At 38.6% G+C, this 23,393-nt stretch carries 19 protein-coding genes and 2 pseudogenes; 8 read left to right on the top strand and 13 right to left on the bottom strand.

The genetic code is table 11. The annotated features are described in order from the left end of the window. Nucleotides 1-31 precede the first annotated feature (31 nt). On the bottom strand, nt 32-1,084 hold the full coding sequence (locus HPB14_RS03060) for a type II asparaginase (protein WP_001242257.1): 1,053 nt from the start codon (nt 1,082-1,084) through the stop codon (nt 32-34). A 75-nt stretch (nt 1,085-1,159) separates the two neighbouring features. Here HPB14_RS03060 and HPB14_RS03065 point away from each other — a divergent pair, with 75 nt between their 5' ends. Further along, nucleotides 1,160-2,491, top strand: a complete 1,332-nt coding sequence (locus HPB14_RS03065; protein ID WP_014658456.1) for an anaerobic C4-dicarboxylate transporter — start codon at nt 1,160-1,162, stop codon at nt 2,489-2,491. Nucleotides 2,492-2,565: 74 nt separating this feature from the next. Here the strand turns inward: HPB14_RS03065 and hopQ are convergent, their stop codons facing one another. The 3 genes from hopQ to HPB14_RS03080 all read right to left on the bottom strand — a co-directional run bounded on the left by hopQ (nt 2,566) and on the right by HPB14_RS03080 (nt 5,727). Next, nucleotides 2,566-4,491, bottom strand: a complete 1,926-nt coding sequence (gene hopQ, locus HPB14_RS03070; RefSeq protein WP_041199431.1) for a Hop family adhesin HopQ — start codon at nt 4,489-4,491, stop codon at nt 2,566-2,568. 323 nt (nt 4,492-4,814) lie between these two features. Next, complete coding sequence (locus tag HPB14_RS03075; protein ID WP_000709616.1) at nt 4,815-5,276, bottom strand: sialic acid-binding protein; 462 nt, start codon at nt 5,274-5,276, stop codon at nt 4,815-4,817. A 28-nt stretch (nt 5,277-5,304) separates the two neighbouring features. Further along, nucleotides 5,305-5,727 (bottom strand): DUF1104 domain-containing protein, encoded by a 423-nt coding sequence (locus HPB14_RS03080; RefSeq protein ID WP_001254626.1) that lies wholly within the window; start codon nt 5,725-5,727, stop codon nt 5,305-5,307. A gap of 264 nt (nt 5,728-5,991) precedes the next feature. On the opposite strand from HPB14_RS03080, the gene HPB14_RS03085 reads away from it, so the two are divergent. From HPB14_RS03085 to HPB14_RS03105, 5 genes are all read left to right on the top strand, one after another. Further along, nucleotides 5,992-6,624 carry a LysE family transporter gene (locus HPB14_RS03085; RefSeq protein WP_000498386.1) on the top strand — a complete coding sequence of 211 codons (633 nt, stop codon included), beginning with the start codon at nt 5,992-5,994 and terminating at the stop codon, nt 6,622-6,624. 66 nt (nt 6,625-6,690) lie between these two features. Continuing rightward, the gene (locus tag HPB14_RS03090) at nt 6,691-8,454 is read left to right on the top strand and encodes a DNA polymerase III subunit gamma/tau (protein WP_001197474.1); all 1,764 of its coding nucleotides are present in this window, start codon (nt 6,691-6,693) and stop codon (nt 8,452-8,454) included. Then, entirely contained in the window at nt 8,451-8,852 is a 402-nt protein-coding gene (gene tsaE / locus HPB14_RS03095) for a tRNA (adenosine(37)-N6)-threonylcarbamoyltransferase complex ATPase subunit type 1 TsaE (RefSeq protein WP_001202505.1), read from the top strand. The genes HPB14_RS03090 and tsaE overlap by 4 nt, the downstream gene beginning before the upstream one ends. A 12-nt stretch (nt 8,853-8,864) precedes the next feature. After that, entirely contained in the window at nt 8,865-9,587 is a 723-nt protein-coding gene (gene lptB / locus HPB14_RS03100; protein WP_000353252.1) for an LPS export ABC transporter ATP-binding protein, read from the top strand. Nucleotides 9,588-9,589: 2 nt separating this feature from the next. Next, complete coding sequence (locus HPB14_RS03105) at nt 9,590-10,834, top strand: RNA polymerase factor sigma-54 (protein ID WP_000996414.1); 1,245 nt, start codon at nt 9,590-9,592, stop codon at nt 10,832-10,834. Nucleotides 10,835-10,845: 11 nt separating this feature from the next. Here the strand turns inward: HPB14_RS03105 and HPB14_RS03110 are convergent, their stop codons facing one another. From HPB14_RS03110 to hopE, 8 genes and pseudogenes are all read right to left on the bottom strand, one after another. Then, a complete protein-coding gene (locus HPB14_RS03110; protein WP_001106872.1) occupies nt 10,846-11,550 on the bottom strand; it encodes a Fic family protein in 705 nt (234 codons plus the stop codon). Further along, the gene (locus HPB14_RS03115) at nt 11,550-12,770 is read right to left on the bottom strand and encodes an HD domain-containing protein (RefSeq protein ID WP_000270555.1); all 1,221 of its coding nucleotides are present in this window, start codon (nt 12,768-12,770) and stop codon (nt 11,550-11,552) included. Before HPB14_RS03115 ends, HPB14_RS03110 begins: the two co-directional genes overlap by 1 nt. Before the next feature lie 207 nt (nt 12,771-12,977). After that, nucleotides 12,978-14,963: a porin family protein gene (locus HPB14_RS03120; protein WP_001228467.1), complete on the bottom strand. Its 1,986-nt coding sequence runs from the start codon at nt 14,961-14,963 to the stop codon at nt 12,978-12,980. A gap of 233 nt (nt 14,964-15,196) precedes the next feature. Continuing rightward, entirely contained in the window at nt 15,197-16,099 is a 903-nt protein-coding gene (locus tag HPB14_RS03125; RefSeq protein WP_000751285.1) for an SAM hydrolase/SAM-dependent halogenase family protein, read from the bottom strand. Nucleotides 16,100-16,244: 145 nt separating this feature from the next. Further along, nucleotides 16,245-16,429, bottom strand: a pseudogene (locus tag HPB14_RS08570) (hypothetical protein). Nucleotides 16,430-16,545: 116 nt separating this feature from the next. Further along, nucleotides 16,546-16,890, bottom strand: a complete 345-nt coding sequence (locus HPB14_RS03140; protein ID WP_001022672.1) for a hypothetical protein — start codon at nt 16,888-16,890, stop codon at nt 16,546-16,548. Nucleotides 16,891-16,910: 20 nt separating this feature from the next. Beyond that, nucleotides 16,911-17,837 (bottom strand): 16S rRNA (cytosine(1402)-N(4))-methyltransferase RsmH, encoded by a 927-nt coding sequence (gene rsmH / locus HPB14_RS03145; RefSeq protein WP_001155536.1) that lies wholly within the window; start codon nt 17,835-17,837, stop codon nt 16,911-16,913. 175 nt (nt 17,838-18,012) lie between these two features. Then, nucleotides 18,013-18,834, bottom strand: coding sequence for a Hop family outer membrane protein HopE (gene hopE / locus HPB14_RS03150; protein WP_000395404.1), 822 nt, complete (start codon nt 18,832-18,834; stop codon nt 18,013-18,015). Nucleotides 18,835-18,998: 164 nt separating this feature from the next. On the opposite strand from hopE, the gene uvrA reads away from it, so the two are divergent. Beyond that, nucleotides 18,999-21,824, top strand: coding sequence for an excinuclease ABC subunit UvrA (gene uvrA / locus HPB14_RS03155; protein ID WP_001163940.1), 2,826 nt, complete (start codon nt 18,999-19,001; stop codon nt 21,822-21,824). A 176-nt stretch (nt 21,825-22,000) separates the two neighbouring features. Continuing rightward, nucleotides 22,001-22,210, top strand: a complete 210-nt coding sequence (locus tag HPB14_RS08395; protein ID WP_000787063.1) for a hypothetical protein — start codon at nt 22,001-22,003, stop codon at nt 22,208-22,210. Between the two features lie 244 nt (nt 22,211-22,454). Here the strand turns inward: HPB14_RS08395 and HPB14_RS08575 are convergent. Then, nucleotides 22,455-23,280: pseudogene (locus tag HPB14_RS08575) on the bottom strand (hypothetical protein). Nucleotides 23,281-23,393 lie beyond the last annotated feature (113 nt).

The raw sequence follows: 23,393 nt of genomic DNA on the forward strand, positions 1-23,393 counted from the left end.
TCTTTATAATTGGGTGATCTAAGAGAATCGTTCAATACTCTTCAAACATTTCTTGGATTTTTGCCTTATCATTTGTTTTAGTTAGAGCGAGTTGTAAAAGCACCCTAGCTTTTTGAGGGTTTAAATTGTCGCTTGTGATAAAGCCATAAGCCTTGTCATCAATCTCACCTGAAGTAACCTCACCACTGCCTACCCTGCTAGAACGAACGATTAAAACCCCCATTTGGCTCGCTTCTTGCATCGCTTTTAAAAACCCAGCGCTCACATTCCCGTTACCCACCCCAGCTATCACAACGCCTTTTGCATGCGATTTCAGGCTCGCTTGGAATAAATCGGGTGTCATGCTAGCATGCGTGTAAATAATATCCACTTTAGGCAGGGGGGTTTTGAGTTGTGAAATAGAAAATTTGCTCTCTATGGTGTGTTTTCTTAAAGGCTGCATGTAATAGCGCACTTTACCATAATACACGCTCCCTATCGCACCGCTGTTTAAAGCTTTAAAGGTGGAAGTGTGGGTGGTGTGCGTTTTAATCGCTTCTCTAGCGCTAAAAATAGTATCGTCCATGACCACCAACACGCCCTTATTTGCGCTTTTTTCATCGATCGCTACGCTCAGCGCATTATACAAATTCAAAGCCCCATCCGCGCTCAAAGAAGCAGCGTTACGCATCGCCCCCACTAACACCACCGGTTTTGTTGAGTGTAAAACCAAGTTTAAAAAATACGCGCTCTCCTCTAAAGTGTCCGTGCCATGCGTGATGACCACGCCTTGAATACGGCTATCATCTAGCAACTCTTGGGTGCGTTTGGCGAGCTTGAACCATATTTCTTCATTCATGTCTTGTGAGCCGATGTTAGAAACCTGCTCCCCTTGAATGCGGGCGATCTTGTTGAGACTAGGGATAGCCTTCAAAAGCTCTATGATACCCAACTCACCGCTTTTATAACTACCCGAACTCGCGCTCGCACCGCTCCCTGCAATCGTCCCCCCTGTCGCTAATAAAGCAATGGTAGGTAAATTTTGAGCCATGACTTGCCCTTTCAAACAAAGTAAAAGAATCAACAATTTCAAAAACATTCTCATTATAGACTACCTTTTGAAATTTAAAAGATTTTATAGTATAGTGAATCGTTGTTAAAATAAATTTAAAAAGGGTTAATGGTGGATGCCTTTTTTCAAATTGTAGTGTTACTTTTTTCGCTTTTTTTAGGGGCAAGGTTAGGGGGCTTGGGAGTGGGCTATGCGGGGGGCTTGGGCGTGCTTATTTTATGCTTATTTTTGGGGCTAAATCCGGGCAAAATCCCTTTTGATGTGATTTTAATCATCATGGCAGTCATTAGCGCTATTAGTGCGATGCAAAAAGCGGGGGGCTTGGATTACTTAGTCCAAATCGCTGAAAAAATTTTAAGAAAACACCCCAAGCAAATCAACTATTTAGCGCCAAGCGTGGCGTATTTTTTAACGATACTGGCCGGCACCGGGCATACGGTTTTTTCTTTGATTCCGGTGATTGTGGAAGTGAGCCAGAGCCAAAACATCAAACCCAAAGCGCCTTTAAGCTTAGCGGTAGTCTCTAGCCAAGTCGCTATTACTGCAAGCCCGGTGAGTGCGGCGGTGGTGTTTATGAGCGGTATTTTAGAGCCTTTAGGGGCGAATTACTTGACCCTTTTAATGGTTTGGATTCCTACGACTTTTTTAGCATGCATGCTCACAGCGTTTATGATGGGTTTTACTGATTTGAAATTAGACAGCGATCCGCATTATTTAGAGCGTTTGAAAGAGGGCAAAATCTCGCCCCCTAAAATCAAAGAAGAAAAAGAAACCTCAAAAAGCGCGAAATTATCGTTATGGATTTTTATCGGTGGGGTTGTAGCGATCGTTTTTTATGCGAGCGCGATTTCTAAAAATATCGCTTTTGTTAGCCCGGTGGTTTTAGGCAGAGATTACGCGATTGTGTCTTTCATGTTGAGCGTGGCGACTCTCATTGTGCTTTTTTGCAAAATTAACGCTAATGAGATCGCTCATTCAAGCGTGTTTAAATCCGGCATGCAAGCGTGCGTGTGCGTGTTAGGCGTGGCGTGGCTAGGCGATACTTTTGTGAGCAATCATATAGATGAAATCAAGCGATACGCTTCTTTTTTGATCGCTGATTACCCGTTTTTATTAGCCGTAGCGCTCTTTTTGGCTTCCATGCTTTTGTATTCGCAAGCCGCCACCTCTAAAGCGCTCATCCCAAGCGTGATCACAGCCTTAGGCATTAGCGCTAACCACACGGAGCATTTGTATATTATCGTGGCTTCGTTTGCGAGCGTTTCGGCGTTGTTTGTGTTACCCACTTACCCCACTTTACTAGGAGCGATCGCTATGGATAACACCGGCACCACTAAAATGGGCCGTTATGTGTTTGATCATGTGTTTTTGATCCCTGGGGTTTTAGTCGTGTCTTTGAGCGTAGCGTTAGGGTTTGTTGTCGCACCGTTGGTTTTGTAGCTTTTATCATCAACGATAAAAAGCTTGATGTTGCGATTTTTCTAAACCCCCTTAAAAAAGAGAGCTTGAATCACTCAGTAAGCAAACACATAATTGAGATACACGCTATAAAGCCTTCTATATTCTAGTTTAGTGTCTAGAAAAGAATAGTAATTCGTGTTAATGGTAGGGATTTTCACGCCCAATTCCATGCCATGTTGAGCCGCATGATGGCTATCTTTTTTCTTAGGCCTAGCGAGATTGGTCCTCAAGCCCAAATTGAATAAAAATTGGAAGTTAGCCGTATTCACTTTAGCGCTATAGACATTGCTGATGGTTTTTAAATTCACAAATTGAGAATTAAGCCATGAAGTCCCTGCTAAGGCGATTCCTCCAAAAAGCCCAAAAGAAATCTGGTTATTCTTGCCTAAAAAGTTGGTGTTTTTATCATTGATGAAATTAAACAATAAATCGCTACCCACCCCATAAGTCCACACATCAGAAGCCGAGTTAAAGAAATTGGATTTGATATAGGCGTGGTTGTAATCAAAGAAACCATAATACCTTAACCCCCATCTTTTCTTTTCTCCAAAAAATTGCTTATAACCCACTTGCACCCCAAGGCCGTTCATCGCCCCGTTATTCGTGGTTGAAGAAGCGATCATGCCCATATTCCTAAAAGGGTTGTTGCCAAGTTCTTGAATAAGGGTGTTGGCTAGGTTTTGCGCTTGATTGATTTGAGGCGTTTGGTTGTTAAAATCAGCGGCGCTTGTTTTTAATAAATTCAGAGTTTCTTCCACGCCAGCACACCCGTTCCCCCAATTGTTCTTTTGATTTTGCATTGTCATATTCGCGCTGCTTATAGCGCTCGCATCGCATTTCCCTATGTAGTCTTTAAGATAGCCTGAAGAAAGTTTGTTAAAATCGCTCTCCACTTGATTGGCTAGTTTTAAAATTTCTGCTTGAGATTGCGCGTTTTTAAGCATTTTTTGAGCTAAAGCCGTAAGACTGCTAGGGGTGTTAAGGTTGAGATTTTGGGGTTGTGTGATATTTTTTGGTTGGTTGGCGCTGAGTTGTTGGGTTCTTTTAACGATTTCTTGCGCATTATTAATCATGTCTGAAGCGGCACTAAACTCCGCACCAAAAGTCGTGCATGAATTTTTGCTGCCACCGGCTGTTTGCCATGAAGGGGCGTTTGTAGTAGCTCCGCCACTACTTCCACTACTAGATTTCGCTATCAACATGGGGCAATAATCTTTAAGGGTATTGACAATCGTTTGCGCTTGAGTCAAAAGATTTTGCGCATCATTAGTCGTATCAATAACAGAAGTTGTCGTTTTAGTTTGATTATCTTGTTGATGCTTTGATGTGGTTACATGCGCTTTTAATTTTTCCCCTTTGCTATTTAAAGGAGCAAGCCCAGCTTGTTTTAAAGCTTTTGAAAGAATCTGATAAGCTTCATGGATTTTTTCATATTGCTCAATAGATAGAGAAACATTTTTGTCTGCTTTTAATGTATTTGTACCATTAGAACTATGAGTGCCATTACTATTTGTGCTCCCACCGCAATTGATTGTAGTGCCGTTGCCATTCTCATCGGTGTAGTGGAAATCTTTTTGATTGTTTTCGCCTGGACTTTTGGTATAGCCTCCGCATATGACCGCATAACCCATGCTATTCCATAGCCCTAACACCGATCTCAACGCTAAAAGCGTGGCTTGATAGGCAGGGGAATTGGTTGTCCCACCGGCTAAAGTTTTTGCGCGTTCGTTCAAATTATTAACCGCTTGGTTGATCGCTTGCGCGCTTGTCTTTGAGTTTGTGCCACTATCGTTGGTTAAAAGCCGGCTTAATTGTTCATAAGTGTCTGAAAGTTTTTGCACCTTGTCGGCGTTTTTCACTTTTTGAACCGCTTCACCGATTTGATAACCCACGCTTAAAAAAACGCCGTTGTCTTCAGCATGGAGCAATGATGACGCAAGAGTTAGAGAAAGCAGAATTGTTTTTTTCGTTTTTTTTATAAGATGTTCCTTAAAGTAATGTTTTTATTGTAAAAAATGTATCAAAATGAGAATTTATTTACAATGCGTTTAATTTTATCACAAATTTATTGGATTTCCAAAAAAAAAAAAAAAAAGGATTTTGGGGTATTTTAACTTATTTATCTTTGAAGTGTTGAATTTTGTAATAATGAAACCATCTTTTGAATTTTATAAGCAATATTTAATGAGAATAGAATTTTGATAACGCTTAACAGAACGCATTTATCCCAAACGCTCAAAGCGTTTAGGATTCTGCTTAAAGAATTTGAAGCTTTGATAGAGAAAGGGGTGTGGTTTAAGCTTTATTTTTCATTTTCGCCATGATCATTGTGATCGTGGTCTTTTTTGCCTTGTTCTTTGTCATGCCCTTTGCCATGTTTATCATGACCACCGTGTTTATGGTGTTTGTGCATTTTCCCATGCTTGCATGATCTCAACCCAAAATCATCATCCATGTCTTCCATGTTGCCTTTTTTAAGCGCTTCTTTAATGGCTTTTTGGCGGGCTTCAAAATCCGCCACGGTCATTTTGTCTGTGTTTTTAGTCGCATATTCATGCAATTGTTTATGGAACGCCTTTCTCTTGTCTTCAGGCATCTTTTCCATGCGCTTTTTCAACTCTTTTGTGTAATCCACAATATCCTGCGGAGCGACAACGCCAGCCATTTTAGCCAAATCTTCATCGCTTGTTTTGCTGAAATCTTTGGCGTTCAAAGCTACAAATAACAACGCACTAACAGAAAGTATTTTCAACGCTTTTTTCATGTTTTATCCTTTTAAATTAAATTTTATCTCACTTAGGAGAGCAATGTTCGTCTTTTTTCTTAACAGCCCTACACCAAACTTTTCTCGTATCGCCGCTGCAAACGCTCACATTAAGCCCTTTTGCCTTAATTTCTTCAGCACTTAGACCTTTAGTTTTTTCTTCTAATTCTTTACGCACTTCTTCACGCATTTTTTTGAAATCCTCTTCACTCATTTTGGAAAGATTCTTCCTAGCGATCCGGCTGAAATTCGCACGGAATTTCTTAGCGTCTTCAGCTTTTAAAGCTTTAAGGCGTTTAGACACTTCCATGCGATAATCAATCGCCTCATTAGAAGGCAGAGTGCCTGCTAATTCTAAAAGCTCCTTATCTTTGAGTTGCGAAAAATCCCTAGCGCCTAAAACCTGTAATCCAAGCAAAGCTAATAGGCAAAAAGCCAAACTCCTTCTCATTCCCAATCCCTTGTTGTCTAAATTTTTGCCGCATGACGACAGCAAATTTCGGCATTCTACCATGTTAATTTTAACTTATTCTCAAACGCCACTAAGATTCGGTAAAAATGGGGTTTTTAAATTTCGCGCAAGCCATCGTGCATCATCATTTAATTTTTATTTATAAAGGTCGTTTTAAACCCTAAAATTTTAAAATATCGTTTTTGAATTTTTGATGGTAGCGTTATGATTTTAGCTTATTTTGAGTGAAAGGATTTAAGCAAGATGTTTGTGGTTTTTATAGAAGGTTTTGGTTTAGCGATTTCTTTGTGCGCGGCTGTGGGAGCGCAATCCTTGTTCATTGTAGAGCGAGGCATGGCTAGGAACTATGTGTTTTTGATTTGCGCTTTGTGTTTTATGTGCGATATTGTCTTAATGAGCATGGGCGTGTTTGGCGTGGGGGCTTATTTCGCTAAAAACCTTTATTTGAGCTTGTTTTTGAATTTATTTGGGGCAGTTTTTACCGGATTTTACGCTTTTTTGGCTTTAAAAACCCTTTTTCAAACCTTTAAAAAGAAGCAAGTCCAAACCCCCAAAAAATTATCCTTAAAAAAGACCTTATTATTCACTTTAGGCGTTACCTTACTCAACCCTCAAGTGTATTTGGAAATGGTGTTTTTAATTGGCGCGAGCGCTTTATCTTTTAACTTAGCTCAAAAATTTGTCTTTTTAGCCGGCACTTTATCGGCTGCCCTTTCTTGGCTTTTATTGTTATGCACCCTATCCTTACGCTATGGCTCTAAACTTTTGAACAACCAAAAAATCTTTATGGGCGTGAATCTCTTTGTAACCGCTATCATGGGAACGCTCAGCGTTACTTTATTCAGGGATTTTTTAGCGCTATTGAGTAAAACCTAAAAAGGGGCTAGTTTTAAGTCATTTTGCATTACAATACTCCTAAATGAGTTTTAAGGATTAGGATCAATGCAAGTTTTAGCGTTAAAATACCGCCCCAAACATTTTAGCGAGCTAGTCGGTCAAGAGAGCGTGGCTAAAACGCTTTCTTTAGCCCTAGACAACCAGCGTTTGGCTAACGCTTATTTATTCAGCGGGTTAAGGGGTTCAGGGAAAACCAGTTCTTCTAGGATTTTTGCTAGGGCTTTAATGTGTGAAGAAGGGCCAAAAGCCGTGCCTTGCGATACTTGCATTCAATGCCAGAGCGCTTTAAACAACCACCATATAGATATTATAGAAATGGATGGGGCGTCTAATAGGGGGATTGATGATGTCCGTAATCTCATAGAGCAAACGCGCTACAAACCAAGCTTTGGGCGCTATAAAATCTTTATCATTGATGAAGTGCATATGTTCACCACTGAAGCGTTTAACGCGCTTTTAAAGACCTTAGAAGAGCCTCCTAGCCATGTGAAATTCCTTTTAGCGACAACGGACGCTTTGAAATTGCCCGCTACCATACTCAGCCGCACCCAGCATTTCAGGTTTAAAAAAATCCCTGAAAATTCCGTTATTTCTCATTTAAAAACCATTTTAGAAAAAGAACAAGTGAGTTATGAAAGTAGCGCGTTAGAAAAACTGGCTCACAGCGGGCAAGGGAGTTTGAGGGACACGATCACTCTTTTAGAGCAAGCCATCAATTATTGCGATAACGCTATCACAGAAAGCAAGGTGGCTGAAATGTTAGGAGCGATTGACCGGAGCGTTTTAGAAGATTTTTTCCAAAGCCTAATCAACCAAGATGAAGCGCGATTACAAGAGCGTTATGCCATTTTAGAAAATTATGAAACCGAGGGCGTTTTAGAAGAAATGATGCTTTTTTTGAAAGCGAAATTGTTAAGCCCTGATTCTTATTCCATCCTTTTAATAGAGCGCTTTTTTAAAATCATTATGAGCAGTTTGAGCCTTTTAAAAGAAGGGGCAAATGCCAGTTTTGTGCTGTTGTTATTGAAAATGAAATTCAAAGAAGCTTTAAAACTCAAAGCCCTAGACGATGCGATTGTAGAATTAGAGCAAACCCCTTTCAATCAAAGCCCTAGCATAAGCTATAACGCCCCTAAACAAGAATCTAAAGGCACAGAAAAAATAGAACAAGCAGAAAGGATAGAGGGAACAGAAAAAAGAGAAAAACTAGAAAAAAGAGAGAACGCAGAAACCCCACAAACTCCCATGCTTTCAGCTAAAGATCGCATTTTCCACAACCTTTTCAAGCAAGTTCAAACATTGGTTTATGAGCGCAACTACGAATTAGGGGCGGTGTTTGAAAAAAATATCTGTTTCATTGATTTTGACAGCCAGACTAAAACCTTGACTTGGGAGTCTTTAGCCGCTGATAAGGATAAAGAGCTTTTAAGAGAGCGATTTAAAATCGTGAAAAGTATCGTTGATGGGGTTTTTGGTAAGGGCGAAAGTATCAAAATCGCTTTAAAAAATCATTTGGAAAATAAAAGTGCTAGAGAAGAAACTAAAGAGGTTAAGGATTTTAAAATTTCTTCTTTAAGGGAAAAAATCTTACCCAAACCAACCACCGAAACGACGGCTGAAATGAAAGAAAAAGAGGTTCAAAAAAACGAGATTAAAGAAAAAGAGATTAAAGAAAACGAGATTAAAGAGACTAAAGAAACCCAACCAAAAGAAGCCCCTACAACGTTGCAAGAATTTATGGCTAACCATTCTAATCTCATTGAAGAGATTAAGAGTGAGTTTGAAATCAAAAGCGTGGAATTGTTATGAGAGCGAATTTAGACGAGTTAGATAAAGTGGCGGCTGCAATTTTAAAAGATGATTTTAAGGGGGTGGTGCTTTTAAAAGGCGTTGTGGGGAGCGGTAAAACGACTTTAGTTCAGGCGTGCTTGAAACACTTGGGTTTAGACATTCAAGCGACTTCGCCAACCTTTAGCTTGATGCATGCTTATAGCGAGAGCGTGTTCCATTATGATTTTTACATGCGCGATTTAAAGGCTTGCTTGGAGCTTGGCATGTTGGAGTGCTTGTTAGAAAAGGGGATTCATTTTGTGGAATGGGGCGATGAAAAATTAGAAAAAATTTTAAAAAAATACGATTTAGCTATTAAGGTTGTGGAAATTAAAACCGAATCAACTAGCCGTTTTTATACAATAAAGATCGCTTAAAGGGCCGCTTGAATGGATATTTTAAAAGCAGAGCATTTAAACAAACAGATTAAAAAAACCAAAATTGTTTCAGATGTTTCTTTAGAAGTGAAAAGCGGCGAAGTGGTGGGGCTTTTAGGGCCTAATGGGGCGGGTAAAACCACCACCTTTTACATGATATGCGGGCTTTTAGAGCCTAGTGGGGGGAGCGTTTATTTAAACGATGTCAATTTAGCTAAATACCCTTTACACAAGCGTTCTAACTTAGGCATAGGCTACTTGCCCCAAGAATCTAGTGTTTTTAAAGAATTGAGCGTGGAAGAGAATCTAGCCCTAGCGGGGGAGAGCACTTTTAAAAACTCTAAAGAGAGCGAAGAAAAAATGGAAAGCTTGCTAGACGCTTTTAATATCCAAGCCATAAGAGAGCGCAAGGGCATGAGCTTGAGTGGGGGGGAAAGAAGGCGCGTAGAAATCGCTAGGGCTTTAATGAAAAACCCTAAATTCGTATTATTAGATGAGCCTTTTGCGGGCGTGGATCCGATTGCGGTGATTGACATTCAAAAAATCATTGAAAGCCTGATTGGATTAAACATCGGCGTGTTGATTACTGATCACAATGTGCGAGAGACTTTGAGCGTGTGTCATAGGGCGTATGTGATTAAAAGCGGCACGCTTTTAGCGAGCGGGAACGCTAATGAAATTTATGAAAACGCTTTGGTGCGCAAGTATTATTTAGGGGAAAATTTTAAGGTATAGACATGGCGATCTTACGCGCAAACCTTAGCCCCAAAAACAAATTAAACGCTACCTTAAAAGGGTGGCTCCCCATTTTACAAAGCGAGCTTGAAGATTTAGAAGAAGTGTTGAAACAAAACGCCCTAGATAATCCCTTAATCAAAATTGAAAACAAACGCATCAAAAATTTTAGCGATCGTTTTAGCGCTAAAAAGAGCAGCGATCATTTAGAAAATTTTGCAATCGCATCTAAAAGCCTTTTTGAAACCCTAGAATCTCAAATCATTCCCCCTCTCTTTCCCACTGAAACCTCTCAAAAAATCGCTATGGATATTATCAGCGGGCTGGATAGTGAAGGGTATTTTGAAGAAAACATTGAAGAAAGGGCTAAGATTTTAGGGGTAGAGAGCGAAGTTTATGAAAAAGTGCGCAAGCGTTTTAGTTACCTTAATCCCGCTGGCATTGGCGCTAAAGATGTGAAAGAGGGCTTTTTATTTCAGTTAGAGGGTAGGGAATTAGACGATAATGAACTTTATGAAGAAGCGCGAAAAATCATTTTAAATTTAGAAAAACACCATGAATTTTCTAAAGATTTTTATTACGAAAAGGCTTTAAAGATTTTAAAATCCTTTAAAAACCCCCCGGCCATTGAGTTTTTAGAAAAAGAAATAGAAGTCATTCCTGAACTTTTTATTGTAGAAGTGGATAATGAAATCATCGTGCGTTTGAACGATGAGAGCTACCCAACGATCAGTTTAGAAGAAAATCGCTTTAAGGATAGCGATTATTTAAAAGAAAAATTAAAAGAGGCTAAAGATTTGATTGATGCACTAAATTTGAGAAAAGCCACGATTTATAAAATCGGCCTCATGCTTTTAGAGTATCAATACGATTTTTTTAAGGGTAAGGAATTACGCCCTTTAAAGCTATTAGATTTAGCCAATGAGTTTAATCACTCTGTAAGCACGATTTCAAGGGCCATTTCTAATAAATATTTGGCATGCGAAAGGGGGGTTTTCCCTATTAAACATTTCTTTAGCACCGCCTTAGACAATAGCGAGACTTCAAACGCTGTGATTAAAGACTATCTTTTAGAATTGATTAAAAATGAAGACAAAAAAGAGCCTTTGAGCGATGCTAAGATTTTAGAACTCATTGAAGAAAAATTCCATTTGAAAATGGTAAGAAGAACGATCACCAAATACCGCCAATTGCTCAACATCGCTTCTTCAAGCGAAAGGAAAAAGCTCTATTTGATGCGTGCTTGAAAACCATGATTTTAGGGCTTATTCTTATTGAGTATCATTTGTCCTTGTATGCGTGTGAGTTCAAACTCCTGGGATACTTTGGCGAGTTGGTATAAGCTTTCTGTATTATGCGTGTCTAAAGCCTTAATGTAAGCCTCTTTTTGTTCTTTGGTGATCACAAATGGTATTAAGTTTTGCTCTAAAACGCTATAAAAGATTAGCATTCTGCCCACCTTACCATTACCATCGCTAAAAGGGTGTATCCTTTCAAACAAAATGTGTTGTTCTAAAATAGTTTTTAGTTTTTCTTCTTTATCTTGTAAGGTTTTCATCTTATAATTGAGATTATCGCACCATTCTTTCATAGCCATAGGCACTTGAAAATGGGGGGTCGTTTCAAAACTAACTCCTAAAATGGTATTATCAGTCGTTTTGAAAGCCCCCTTATTGGGGAGTAAAAAATTCATTAAAATCCCATGCAACTCCCTTATAAAAAAACTATCCATGCTTTGTCTTTTATTCAGGTTTTCTAACAGAAAGAAGAGCATGTTTTGATAGTTTTTCACTTCAAAGAAGGCTCTTTGGGGCATTTCTCTAGGAATGTATTCGGTGGTTAAAATACTTATGGTTTCAGCAAGGCTCAAAGGATTGTTTTCAATAGCGGTGCTATGATGAGCCATGCGAATGGTTAAATCCATAGCGTAATCGTTAAATTCTAGTAATTCTTTATAGTTCATTATTTAAAATCCCTAAACAACTTCCCTAAGTCTAAATCAAGCAATTCCGTTTGGGATCGCAATTCTAAAAGGTTTTTAGCCCCTTTAATCAAATCGTTACTGGAAATGCCATGAGAAAGAGAGATTTGAGCTTCTAAAAACGCGCTCAAATGATCGCACACCTTCAAAAGCTCCCCACAAACCCCAAGATATTCATCGCTGTTATAAAGCGTGAACAATTCTTCAGCGTCTTTAGTGAAAATGATTTTGTGAGACTTGTCTTTGTAGCGGTTTTTGAACTCGTTTTCGGTGAAATATTTCAAATCTTCTTGAACGCCCAAAGAAACAAAGGAATAGACTTTGTTTTGCATTTCCTTTTTTTCAATTTCTTTAATGCAGTTATCAAGCCCCGCAACGCTTTGTTTGATGGGCGTGATAATGTCTCGGGTTAAAATCTCGGGCAAATCATGGAAAAGCCCGCCCAAAAAATGATTGATCCGCATGCTTTTACAAGCTTTTAAATCAAAGCTTAATAAATACCCCATAATCGCCACGCATAAGGTATGCCCTAAAACGCTGGTTTGCGGCACTCTTGGGGTCTGGCTCCAGCGCTTTTGGAAACGCAACTGCCCAAACATGCTCACCAATTTTTTCAGATCTTCTTTTTCCCCAAAAAGCCCTTCAAACAAATGCTCGTTATTGTGGAGTTGCTTGTCAATTTTATCTTTAATCTCTTTCACGCCATACATGTTGGGGTTAAAATGATAGATAATATCAAATTCCCATTTGGACGCATAAAAATGCGCGCTCTCTAAAATTTGAGTTTCTAAAATTTGGGGTCTGTGGCTTAAATACTCTTTGAGCTCCTCTAAAGAAAAATACGCGCTGATTTCATCTTGCAAACTTTGCACGACATAGGAGGCTAATTCTTGGCTGTGCGTTTGTTGGAGGGCGTAAAAAATAGGGGGTTTAATATCGGTTAAAACCAAGCGTTCCAAAAACTCAAAGCAAAAGAACTTAATCAAAAGATCCAAATCTAAATCTTTACCCCTGTCTTTTGAATCTTTAGCGAGCAGATACGCAATCATCGCTTTATGGGCTTGCTTGTCTAGTTCCACAAATTCCAAAGGGCATGCTTGGTCATTCCAACGCCTAATGGACGCGCCCGCAAACACACGCCTTAAAAATTGAGATTTGAGTTTAGGGGCTTTTAGGGGTTTAATAGGATGAGCCGCATACATGACTTTCCTTTTTATACTATTTTGAATGTTTAAAACTATAAGCTTATTAAGAAGCGTTGATTTTATCGCACAAGATTGAAAAGCCTTAACGCACCACTATCAATACTAACTTAAATCTTATTATACGAAAAAAAGACAAAAATAAGGCTTTTATTTAAAAAAATATTATTTCTGTCAATGGATTTCGCGCTTAATGGATTTTATACTCTAAAACACCCACCCGTAATTAAAAAACACCTTAAAATGGCTAGCCCCTTCATTGAAAACAAAAGAGTTCGTGTAATCGCTACCACTAGAAACGACGCTAGCTTTTCTTTGGATTAAAGGAACGCTAATCCCTACAGAATATTTAGAATGCTTATAGCGGTAGTTCAACCCGGTAGCCACATCTAAATTACCGCTCCCTTTGACTTTATTGAGCACATAATAGCTGTTATACAAGCCCCTTAACCCCCCAAAGATACCAAAAGATGAAGAAAAGTTTCTTCTGGTTTGAATATCTATAGGGCTATTTTTATTAGAGTAAGTGGTGATGAAATCCAATAACAAATCTAACCCCCCACCATAGCTCAATTGCTGGACTTTTTGGTTAATAGCTTTAGCGTAATTGTATTTGATGATGCCATAATAAGCCAACCCTATGAAATCATTAAAGTAGTTTTGATAGCCTATTTTAGCGTTAACCCCTAAAATAGGACTTCTAAAACTTTGCGACGCACTTGAAGTGTAATGGTTAGTGACGCTAGAAGTCAAAAAGGTCTTTTGAATGGTGCCAAGCATGGAATTGGCTAAATCTTGCGTGTTCAAACTAGCGTTTAGATTGTAGTTTGTTTGAGCGCTCAAATTCGCGTAATCTATAGGTAAAGCGTTTTGATTAATAAGCTGCTGCCAAACCGCTGCTGTTACCCCTAAAAAGCCAGCTGGGACATCTGCGCAATTGTGATAGATGGAATTAGGGTAGTTGCTAGGGAAAGCTGGCTGATTGGAACCCCCATAAAGCGAACACACATTATAGGGGAGACCATCAGAATCTTTTGGCTTGCCATTTTCAGTTTGACCGGTTGGCACTCTTTGGTAAGTCATGTTCCCATTATGCCCATAGCCTTTAGTGTGGCTGAATTCATGCAAAATGGTTCTTAAATCAGCCAAATTGATAGTTTTAAGGTCATTGCCAAAGAGTTTTTGGGGTTCTAAGGCATAGGCTTCTACCCCTAATGTGCCATATTCACCATCATTACCATATCCATTGGCTAACCCTACAACCCCTGAATTTTTTAAAACAACCGCATCAATTTCTATTTTTTTTCTAAAATTATTAATAATACCTTGTTTGTTGAGTATATATTGTTGATCGACTTTAGTATCAACACGCCCATTTACTCCGGGATTTACGCATTTTGAAGGATTATTATCGCAATCTGTTGAGCTGTTAGTGAATTCAAAAGGAGCGTTTAAAATCGCATCGCCCCAAGATTGGGAGTCTAAGACAGCGATCATGTTCAACATTAAATTGGTGAATTCTTCTGCGGTTTGCGGGGTGAAATTTTGCCAACAATCATTTTTTGTATTACCATTATTATTATAAGGACAAGTGTTGAAATTGCTTGGATTTTCATTACTATATTTCATTATCAGATTTGTCTTAATGTTATTGAGCGTTTCAAACACCCTCTGCGTGTTAGCGTCAGAAACAGAAGTGCTAGTGGTTTCAAATTTTGGAAAAAAGAAAGTATAGGGGCTAATTTTATCAAACGCCTCTTTTAGGCTATCAAATGCCTCTCCAGGCAAAACCATCTTAGAGTGTTTGGGGATGGTCTCTATCACGCCTAGATCGATCGTGTTGCCTTGAGCGTCCTTAAAACTAAGCTTCACATTGCTTAAATTATAAGGTAGGAAATTTTCTATAGTTAATTTACCACCAATATACAATACTTTAATAGGGGATAAGGATGAAAATGTTAATTGTGATATGGATTTAGCGTCTGTGAACAAATTAGCCGCTCTTTTTAAAATCGTGTCTGTGGGTAAATAATTGTAAGTTGCGTAAGTGTTTTTTGTGGTGGTGTGTCTTTTTTCTTGCGTTTGCGTGCCTTCTAATAGCCCGGTTTCAAAGCCGGCTTCTATGAAAAAGCCATTTTTCTCGTTCGATTCTAAAGCGCTGAATAATAAAAGTGGGATGAATAGTTTTCTCATGGTTATCTCTTTTTAGTTTATAGTGCCTTTATTATACAATTTAAGGGGGTTGTTTGTTTGTTTTTTGAAATTTAAAGTTTTTACAAGGGATTAGTGTTTCATATTAAAACAAATTTTTAAAAACAAGCGTTCGTTTTAGGGCTAATTTAGCGTTAATTAGGTCGTGTTAATCAAAGTTTGATAGTTAAAAACCTTTAACCCCCCTATAACCCCTTAATTTTCTAAAAAGCACCTTATTTAGCGCACTTCTTTATATCAATATTCCAATCAGCGCCAGATTTAATTTGATGTTTTTGCGCGAAATTATCCATATTCAACGCCACAGAAACATTCAACAAGCTGTTTAAATAAACTAACGGCTGGCCTTCTGGCACATCGCCAAAGCTCGCAACATACGGCATTTTCCCTTCGTATTGTTTCTTAGAACCCTTAGAAATAGTTACACACAATATATCGTTGCGTTTGATTTTTGCTTGATTGAGTAATTTATCGCTGATATTGCTCCAAACATTGCCATATTGAATATCCAAAATCGGGATATTGCCTTTCACTTCCCCTTTTGTGGCTTTCGCTTTTTGGTAAGGAATTTCAATAACTTTTGGGGGAAGCTCTGGCCCGACCTGCTCAAATGTGATCGCCCCAGAAGCTAGGCGTGCCCCAGTGTAAGCATACACATCACGACCATGGAAAGTATAGGATTTTTCAGAACCTTTCAAGCGGTTAGCTTTTTCATCAATTTCACGCACGCTATCAATCCCCAAAGTTTGCGCCACCAAAGTCAGCGTGCCGTTATCCGGCGAGACGAAATACTGGCCGTTTTTAGTTTTCAATACCACCGATTTACGATTAGTGCCTACGCCCGGATCCACTACGCTCACAAATACCGAACCTTTTGGCCAATAACTAGCGGTTTGATACAAGCGGTAAGCACCTTCCCAGATGTTATATGGGGGGATTTCGTGCGTTAAATCAAAGATTTTAAGATGGGAATCAACGCTGAAAGCGACGCCTTTCATCGCCGAGACGGCCCCATCTTTTAGGCTAAAATCGGTTTGTAAAATCAAAGCGTTATCTGCATGAACAGACGATAACCCTATACATGCTGATAAAAACAACGCTGAAATCGTTTTTTTCATCTGTATTTCCTTATCTGATGTTAGTGTTGTGTTATATACTGAATAACAAAAGCGAAGTGAATATTTTTTATGGTTGCTCCTTGATTAACTTTTATGGGCTTTTAGAATTTCTATTATACTATTTAAGAGGGGTTTTTCCTAAAAATCAAGGGTTTAAAGGGGCTTTACATTTCATATTGAAACAAATTTTTAAAAACAAGCGTTTGTTTTAGGGCTAATTTAGCGTTAATTAGGTCATTTTTAATAAAAACTTGACACTCAAAACCTTTAACCCCCCCTTAATTTTTCTAAAAAAGGGGTTTGAGTTGCTTTGTTTGATAGCAAAATCATGAACGCATAGGGGGATATTTTGTGCTTAATGCTCTCTAAGAGCGCTTTATAAGAGACCTTGCTTGACGCAAGCTCTTTTATATTTAGTTTAAAAAATGTTTTCTGGCATTTTTTCATTAAAACGCAATATCGCCAATATTTTCACTATTCTCTATGTAGTATTTAAAACGCTCTTTTTCTAATTCGTTTTTTAGGATTTGCTGTTCTTCTAAAAGCAGGCGTTTTTGATTTTCTAGGGTGTTGATTTTACGGCTAATATAATAGATGTTATTGCTTAAATAAATTTTAGGCACAAACAGAGCTAAAAACGCACCCCCAAAAACCAATACCCCTATTAAATTCATTAAAGAAAGACCATGCGAATTTTCATTTGCAGTTCCAGCGAATAATTCTTTCTTTTCGTCATCTTCTATGTGCACAAAGCGTTCTTTTTCATTTGAAGAATGGGTTTTGATATTCATGGCTTACTCATATAACTTACTCATGGTTTGAATTGAAACACCCTCATTTTGGCGCTTCGTGAACGCCTGTTGTTTTTAATTTCTTCTGGGCTTGGAGTGATGGGCTTTTTGGTTAAAATTGCGCCTAAAGCGTGGTTATTAGAGCAAGCGCATTTGAAACTTGAAGGATCGCAAATGCAATTTTTAGCGTAATCTTTGAAAGCGTTTTTCACTAACGCGTCTTCTAAAGAATGAAAAGAAATCACGCACAAAATCGCCCCCTTAAGGTTTCTAGCGCATTGTAAAAACTCTTTTAACTCTTCTAATTCGCTATTGACTTCTATGCGGATGGCTTGAAACACCAAAGTCGCTGGATGGATTTTTTTATTTTTAGAAAAAGAGCTTAAAAAATCGCTCAAATCCTTAGCGTCTTTGAAGGGTTTTTTAGCGCGCCTTTCTGCAATTTTGTGGGCGATTTTTTTGTATTCTTTGATTTCGCCATAGTCTCTAAAGATTTTTTCTAACGCCACTACAGGATAAGAGTTGATGACTTTTTGAGCGTTCAATTCGCTTTCCAAATCCATGCGCATATCCAAAGCATGCGAGCGGAAATTAAACCCTCTATTGTCATCATCAAGCTGTAAGGAGCTCACCCCTAAATCCACTAAAACCCCCTTGATTCGCTCGCCATGAATTTCTAGGGCTTCTTTAAAGCGTTTGGCAAAACCCCCGCTTAAGAGGTTGTAACGCCCTTCAAATTCTTTCAATCGTTCTTTAGCGATTTCTTGAGCGAACTTATCTTTATCAATGCCAATGAGTTTCAGGTGCGGTTTTTGGGATAAAAGGGCTTTAGAATGCCCCCCTAACCCTAAAGTGCAATCAATCAAAATCCCTTCTTCTAAAGGCGTGAACGCTTGCAAAACTTCTTGCAACAAAACGCTTTGGTGCAGATTTTCTATTTCTTGCAAATAACCCCCTTAAAACCCCTAGATGAATTTTCCAAATGCCCACTCAATAGTATTGGTTTTGTTGGTTACGCTCAAAAGTTTTTTTAATTGATCTTAGCTTTTTAAGGTGTGAAAATTCAAACTAAAACCCTTTTCATAAAGACTAAAAAGGGCTTAAAGATACCCTTTTAAAGGTTTAAAAAGTGTAGTTATACCCCAAATAAAGCGAATAATCCCGTTTCAAATGATAATAAAGATTAGTAGCGTTAGGACCCGCGCTCAAAAACTTGTTGATGAGTAGGGGTACTCTCACGCCAAACTCTACGCCATTATGCTTGTAGATATTGGCTCTCACCCCAAAATTCAACCATACTTGAAAGGCGACGGTTGAAGTTTTGGTGCTATAAGGAGCGTTAGGGTTACAATAAGTGGGGGTACAAACATCAGGACCTTTAGCTTCAATGATTTGCTCTTTCCAATAGTTTGCCGCTGAGCTTTTCCAAGTGTTACCGCCGATAGCGACCCCACCAAAAACACCAAAAGAAGCGTTATCGTTATCAATAATATCAGCTAACAAATCGCTCCCCACACCCCAAGAGACCATATCCAACTGAATTTTATTAGGTGCATAAACTTGCTTGCCTAAAGTGGCATGCCCATAATCAAAAAGCCCATACACCCTAAAACCAAACCACTTGCTTGTCATATCAAAAGACTTGAATTGGAAGAACTTCTTATAACCCACATTCAACCCAAGACCATTCAAAGCCCCATTAGCGTATTTAGCATGCCAATTGATATTGGTATGTCCTGGATTATACTTATTAGCGGTAAGACCTGGGGGGCAACCTACAACACTCCCTGTGCAATCCCCTGTATTATAAATATTGCTATTCAAACGGGCTTGTCCAAGCTGATAATTAGTCCCTATATAAACACCATCACCTTCGGCTAACAACGAAGAGCTTAAAACTGCGGATAGAAGCCCTAAAGCTACAAACTTTTTCATAAATTCCATTCCTTTACATTCCTATCTTTAAAATTGTCTCATAAAATAATAGCATGTTTATCCTTAATCAAGCAAATATTTTTAACTCTTATGAATAAGAAATGATAATAAAACCATTCTTTTTTGAAGTATAATAGCTCCTTTTAATCCATTTTCTTATTTTAAGGAAACTCTTGCAACATAAAACCATTATGGATAAGATCATTATTCAAGGGGCTAGGGAAAACAATCTCAAAAATATTTTTTTAGAAATCCCTAAAAACCAATTTATTGTTTTTACCGGATTGAGCGGTTCGGGTAAATCCACTCTGGCGTTTGACACTCTATACGCTGAAGGCCAAAGGCGCTATTTAGAGAGTTTGTCCAGCTATGCGAGGCAATTTTTAGACAAAGTGGGTAAGCCTAATGTGGATAAGATTGAAGGCCTAACCCCAGCGATCGCTATTGATCAAAAAACCACTTCTAAAAACCCTAGATCCACTGTGGGGACGATCACTGAGATTTATGATTATTTAAGGTTGTTGTTTGCAAGGGTTGGGGAGCAATTTTGCCCCACATGTTTAGAGCCTATTAGTTCTATGAGCGCGAGCGATATTATTTCTCAAATCTGTCATTTAGAAGAAAATTCTAAAATCATTATTCTCGCCCCCATTATTAAAGATAAAAAAGGTTCGTTTAACGATAAATTAGAGAGTTTGCGTTTGAAGGGGTATGTGAGGGCTTTTGTTGATGGGGTGATGGTGCGTTTAGATGAAGAAATCCATTTGCACAAAACCAAAAAACACACCATTGAAGCGGTGGTGGATAGGGTGGTTATCAATAGCGAAAATTCTTCACGGATCGCTAGTGCAGTAGAAAAAGCCCTTAAAGAAAGCTATGGGGAATTAGAAGTGGAAATCTTGCAAGACAACGCGCCAAGCATCAGAAAGCATTACAGCGAGCATAAGGCATGTTTTAAGTGTAAGATGAGTTTTGAAGAATTAGAGCCTTTGAGTTTTTCTTTCAATTCGCCTAAAGGGGCGTGCGAGAGCTGTTTGGGTTTGGGGACAAAATTTAGCCTAGATATTAGTAAGATTTTAGATCCTAACACGCCTTTAAATCAAGGAGCGATTAAAGTGATTTTTGGGTATAACCGCAGTTATTACGCTCAAATGTTTGAAGGCTTTTGCGAGTATAATGGCATTGACAGTGCGCTTTGTTTTAATGAATTGAATAAAGAGCAGCAAGACGCTCTTTTGTATGGGAATGGCACTGAAATCAGCTTTCATTTTAAAAACAGCTCTTTGAAACGCCCCTGGAAAGGCATTATCCAAATCGCTTATGACATGTTTAAAGAGCAAAAGGATTTGAGCGATTACATGAGCGAAAAAACCTGTTCTTCATGCAAGGGGCATCGTTTGAAAGCCTCCAGTTTGAGCGTTCAAGTCGCTGGCTTGAAAATGGCGGATTTTTTAACTAAGCCTATTGAAGAAGTCTATCACTTTTTTAATGATCCCACGCATTTTAGCTATCTTAACGAGCAAGAAAAAAAGATCGCTGAACCCATTTTAAAAGAGATTTTAGAAAGGGTGTTTTTTTTATACGATGTGGGGCTAGGGTATTTGACTTTGGGGAGGGATGCGCGAACGATTAGCGGAGGGGAGAGCCAAAGGATACGAATCGCTAGTCAAATCGGGAGCGGTTTGACAGGGGTTTTGTATGTTTTAGACGAGCCTAGCATTGGCTTGCATGAAAAGGACACGCTCAAACTCATCAACACCCTTAGGAATTTACAAAAAAAGGGGAACACGCTCATTGTCGTAGAGCATGATAAAGAGACGATTAAGCATGCGGATTTTGTTGTGGATATTGGGCCAAAGGCTGGAAGGCATGGGGGCGAAGTGGTTTTTAGCGGGAGCGTAGAAGATTTATTGCAAAATAACCATTCTACTGCCTTGTATCTCAACGGCACTAAAAAGATTGAGCGCCCTAAATTTGAACCCCCTAAAGAAAAGCATTTTTTAGAAATTAAAAATGTCAATATCAATAACATTAAGAATTTGAGCGTTCAAATCCCTTTAAAACAATTGGTGTGCATTACTGGGGTGAGCGGGAGCGGTAAAAGCTCGCTGATCTTACAAACCCTTTTACCCACCGCTCAAACCCTTTTAAACCATGCTAAAAAAGCTCAAAGTTTGAATGGGGTGGAGATTGTGGGGTTGGAGCATTTGGATAAAGTGATTTATTTAGATCAAGCCCCCATAGGCAAAACCCCACGAAGCAACCCTGCCACTTACACAGGGGTGATGGATGAAATCAGGATTTTATTTGCCGAGCAAAAAGAAGCTAAAATTTTAGGCTATAGCGCGAGCCGTTTTAGCTTTAATGTTAAAGGAGGGCGGTGCGAGAAATGCCAAGGCGATGGGGATATTAAAATAGAAATGCACTTTTTGCCTGATGTGTTAGTCCAATGCGATAGCTGTAAGGGCGCTAAATACAACCCCCAAACTTTAGAAATCAAGGTGAAAGGCAAATCCATTGCTGATGTGTTGAACATGAGCGTGGAAGAAGCTTATGAATTTTTTGCTAAATTCCCTAAAATCGCTGTGAAGTTAAAAACGCTTATAGATGTGGGCTTAGGCTATATCACTTTAGGGCAAAACGCTACGACTTTAAGTGGGGGGGAGGCTCAAAGGATCAAATTAGCTAAAGAATTGAGTAAAAAAGACACAGGCAAAACCCTTTATATTTTAGATGAGCCTACCACCGGTTTGCATTTTGAAGACGTGAATCACCTTTTACAAGTCTTACATTCTTTAGTGGCGTTAGGCAATTCCATGCTAGTGATTGAGCATAATTTAGACATTATCAAAAACGCTGACTACATTATAGACATGGGGCCTGATGGGGGGGATAAAGGTGGGAGAGTCATTGCGAGCGGCACGCCTTTAGAAGTGGCAAAAAATTGCGAAAAAACCCAAAGCTATACGGGAAAATTTTTAGCTTTAGAATTGAAATAGCTTGCATTTGTTTGTAGAAACGATGTAGGGCTGAAAATAACAGACAGCTAAATATTAGATAAGCAGAGGCACTATTGCGTCATGGTTTCAAATTATAAGGCTAGCGGCAACAATAACCATTGATTATATAAAAGTTAGCAAAGAAGCCATGCCTTTAAAATCCATTGCATGAGAGTTTGAAAAATGAGAAAATACTAAGGAAAATAGAGATCAAGCCGACACTCTCTAATCATCACAGAAACGACAATAGCGTTTCAAACCTTAACGGGAATAATCCCACCACAAACGAATTTAAAACACAAGAGCCACAACGAATGAAGCAAGAAAAATGCGCCATAGTTAAATCCATAATCGTGAGAGTGGGCGCTATTATTTTCGCCCTATAGCCCAAATTACAAGGGGTAGGGTTAAAAACCCCCTAAACTCACTATTTTTAGTCCCACACAAAAACTACTAATAAGGCTTTATTATCATTAAGTGTTAATCATAAATTATAAAAAATGCTAAAAACATTTTTTATAGTCAATAGTAAAGAGTTTGATTTTAATTGCACGATAATTTTTGTAGCGCGGTCTTAGGGGTTAAAAAATGACTTTTAATTTAAAAAACTAATTAAGACCCAACAAGATTTTATTTATTATTGTTTTCCTTCCGCATGAGAATCGCCTGAATGGGATCTTTGCCAAGGAGGTTGCCAAACAGAGGCCCTTTTGACAACTCATAAAACACCCTGCTTGTTATTCTAACGGCTGTCTTCTTTGAGTCTTTAAGGTATTTGGGGAATTGCATTTTAACTTCTCTATCAATCATAGACCCCCACTTTTTATAGCGGAATTTGATCGCAAATTCCGTTCCTTGTATCTGCTCTACCTTACAACTCCTAAACCCAACCCCCAAATACTTTCTCACCAACCACTCAATGTTGTAAGGCCCTTTGTCCAAAAAACGCCTGATATTTGCAGAATTAGCTTCATAATATATTTTGTAGGTTCGCCATTCTCAAGCAAATCAGCAAGAGTGGTGTTGTCATTATCAATCACAGGTGGTGCATAAAACCCTAAACACTCATTTCAACCCCTAATTCCTTAACGATAAGCAATCTGCAATTGATAAAATCACCATCCTTATCATTAAGAACATCAATGATTTTATAAGATCTACCATACCCATAATAGAACGAGTTAGGTTTTTGTGGTTCCTTATTAGCCTTTAATCCATTAAATTCATCAAAAATACCCGCCATGAAATCATCATCATTTGCTAAAGCGGTCTTGCTATTCAATCTAACAATCGTTTCCTTACTCAACTGGACAACAACTCCGTTAGTCTCTTTATCCGCTCCAACACCAATCGCTCTATAACCAAATCTATCCACTCTTTTACTCAATTTGTTACACAACAAACCATGTAATTCCTTGTTTTTTGATTTCTTAACCATAAAATCATTCGCCAACATAAAAACTCCCCATTAATTGAACCCCAATCTTTAAATCCCTTTAAGCAAAAATCCCAAATTAAGCGTTTCCAATAAATGCTTTTTTCTAATAACTCCATGAAATTATAGCGTGA

Origin of the sequence: Helicobacter pylori HUP-B14 (assembly GCF_000259235.1) — a bacterium.
GTDB classification, from domain to species: Bacteria; Campylobacterota; Campylobacteria; order Campylobacterales; family Helicobacteraceae; genus Helicobacter; species Helicobacter pylori_CU.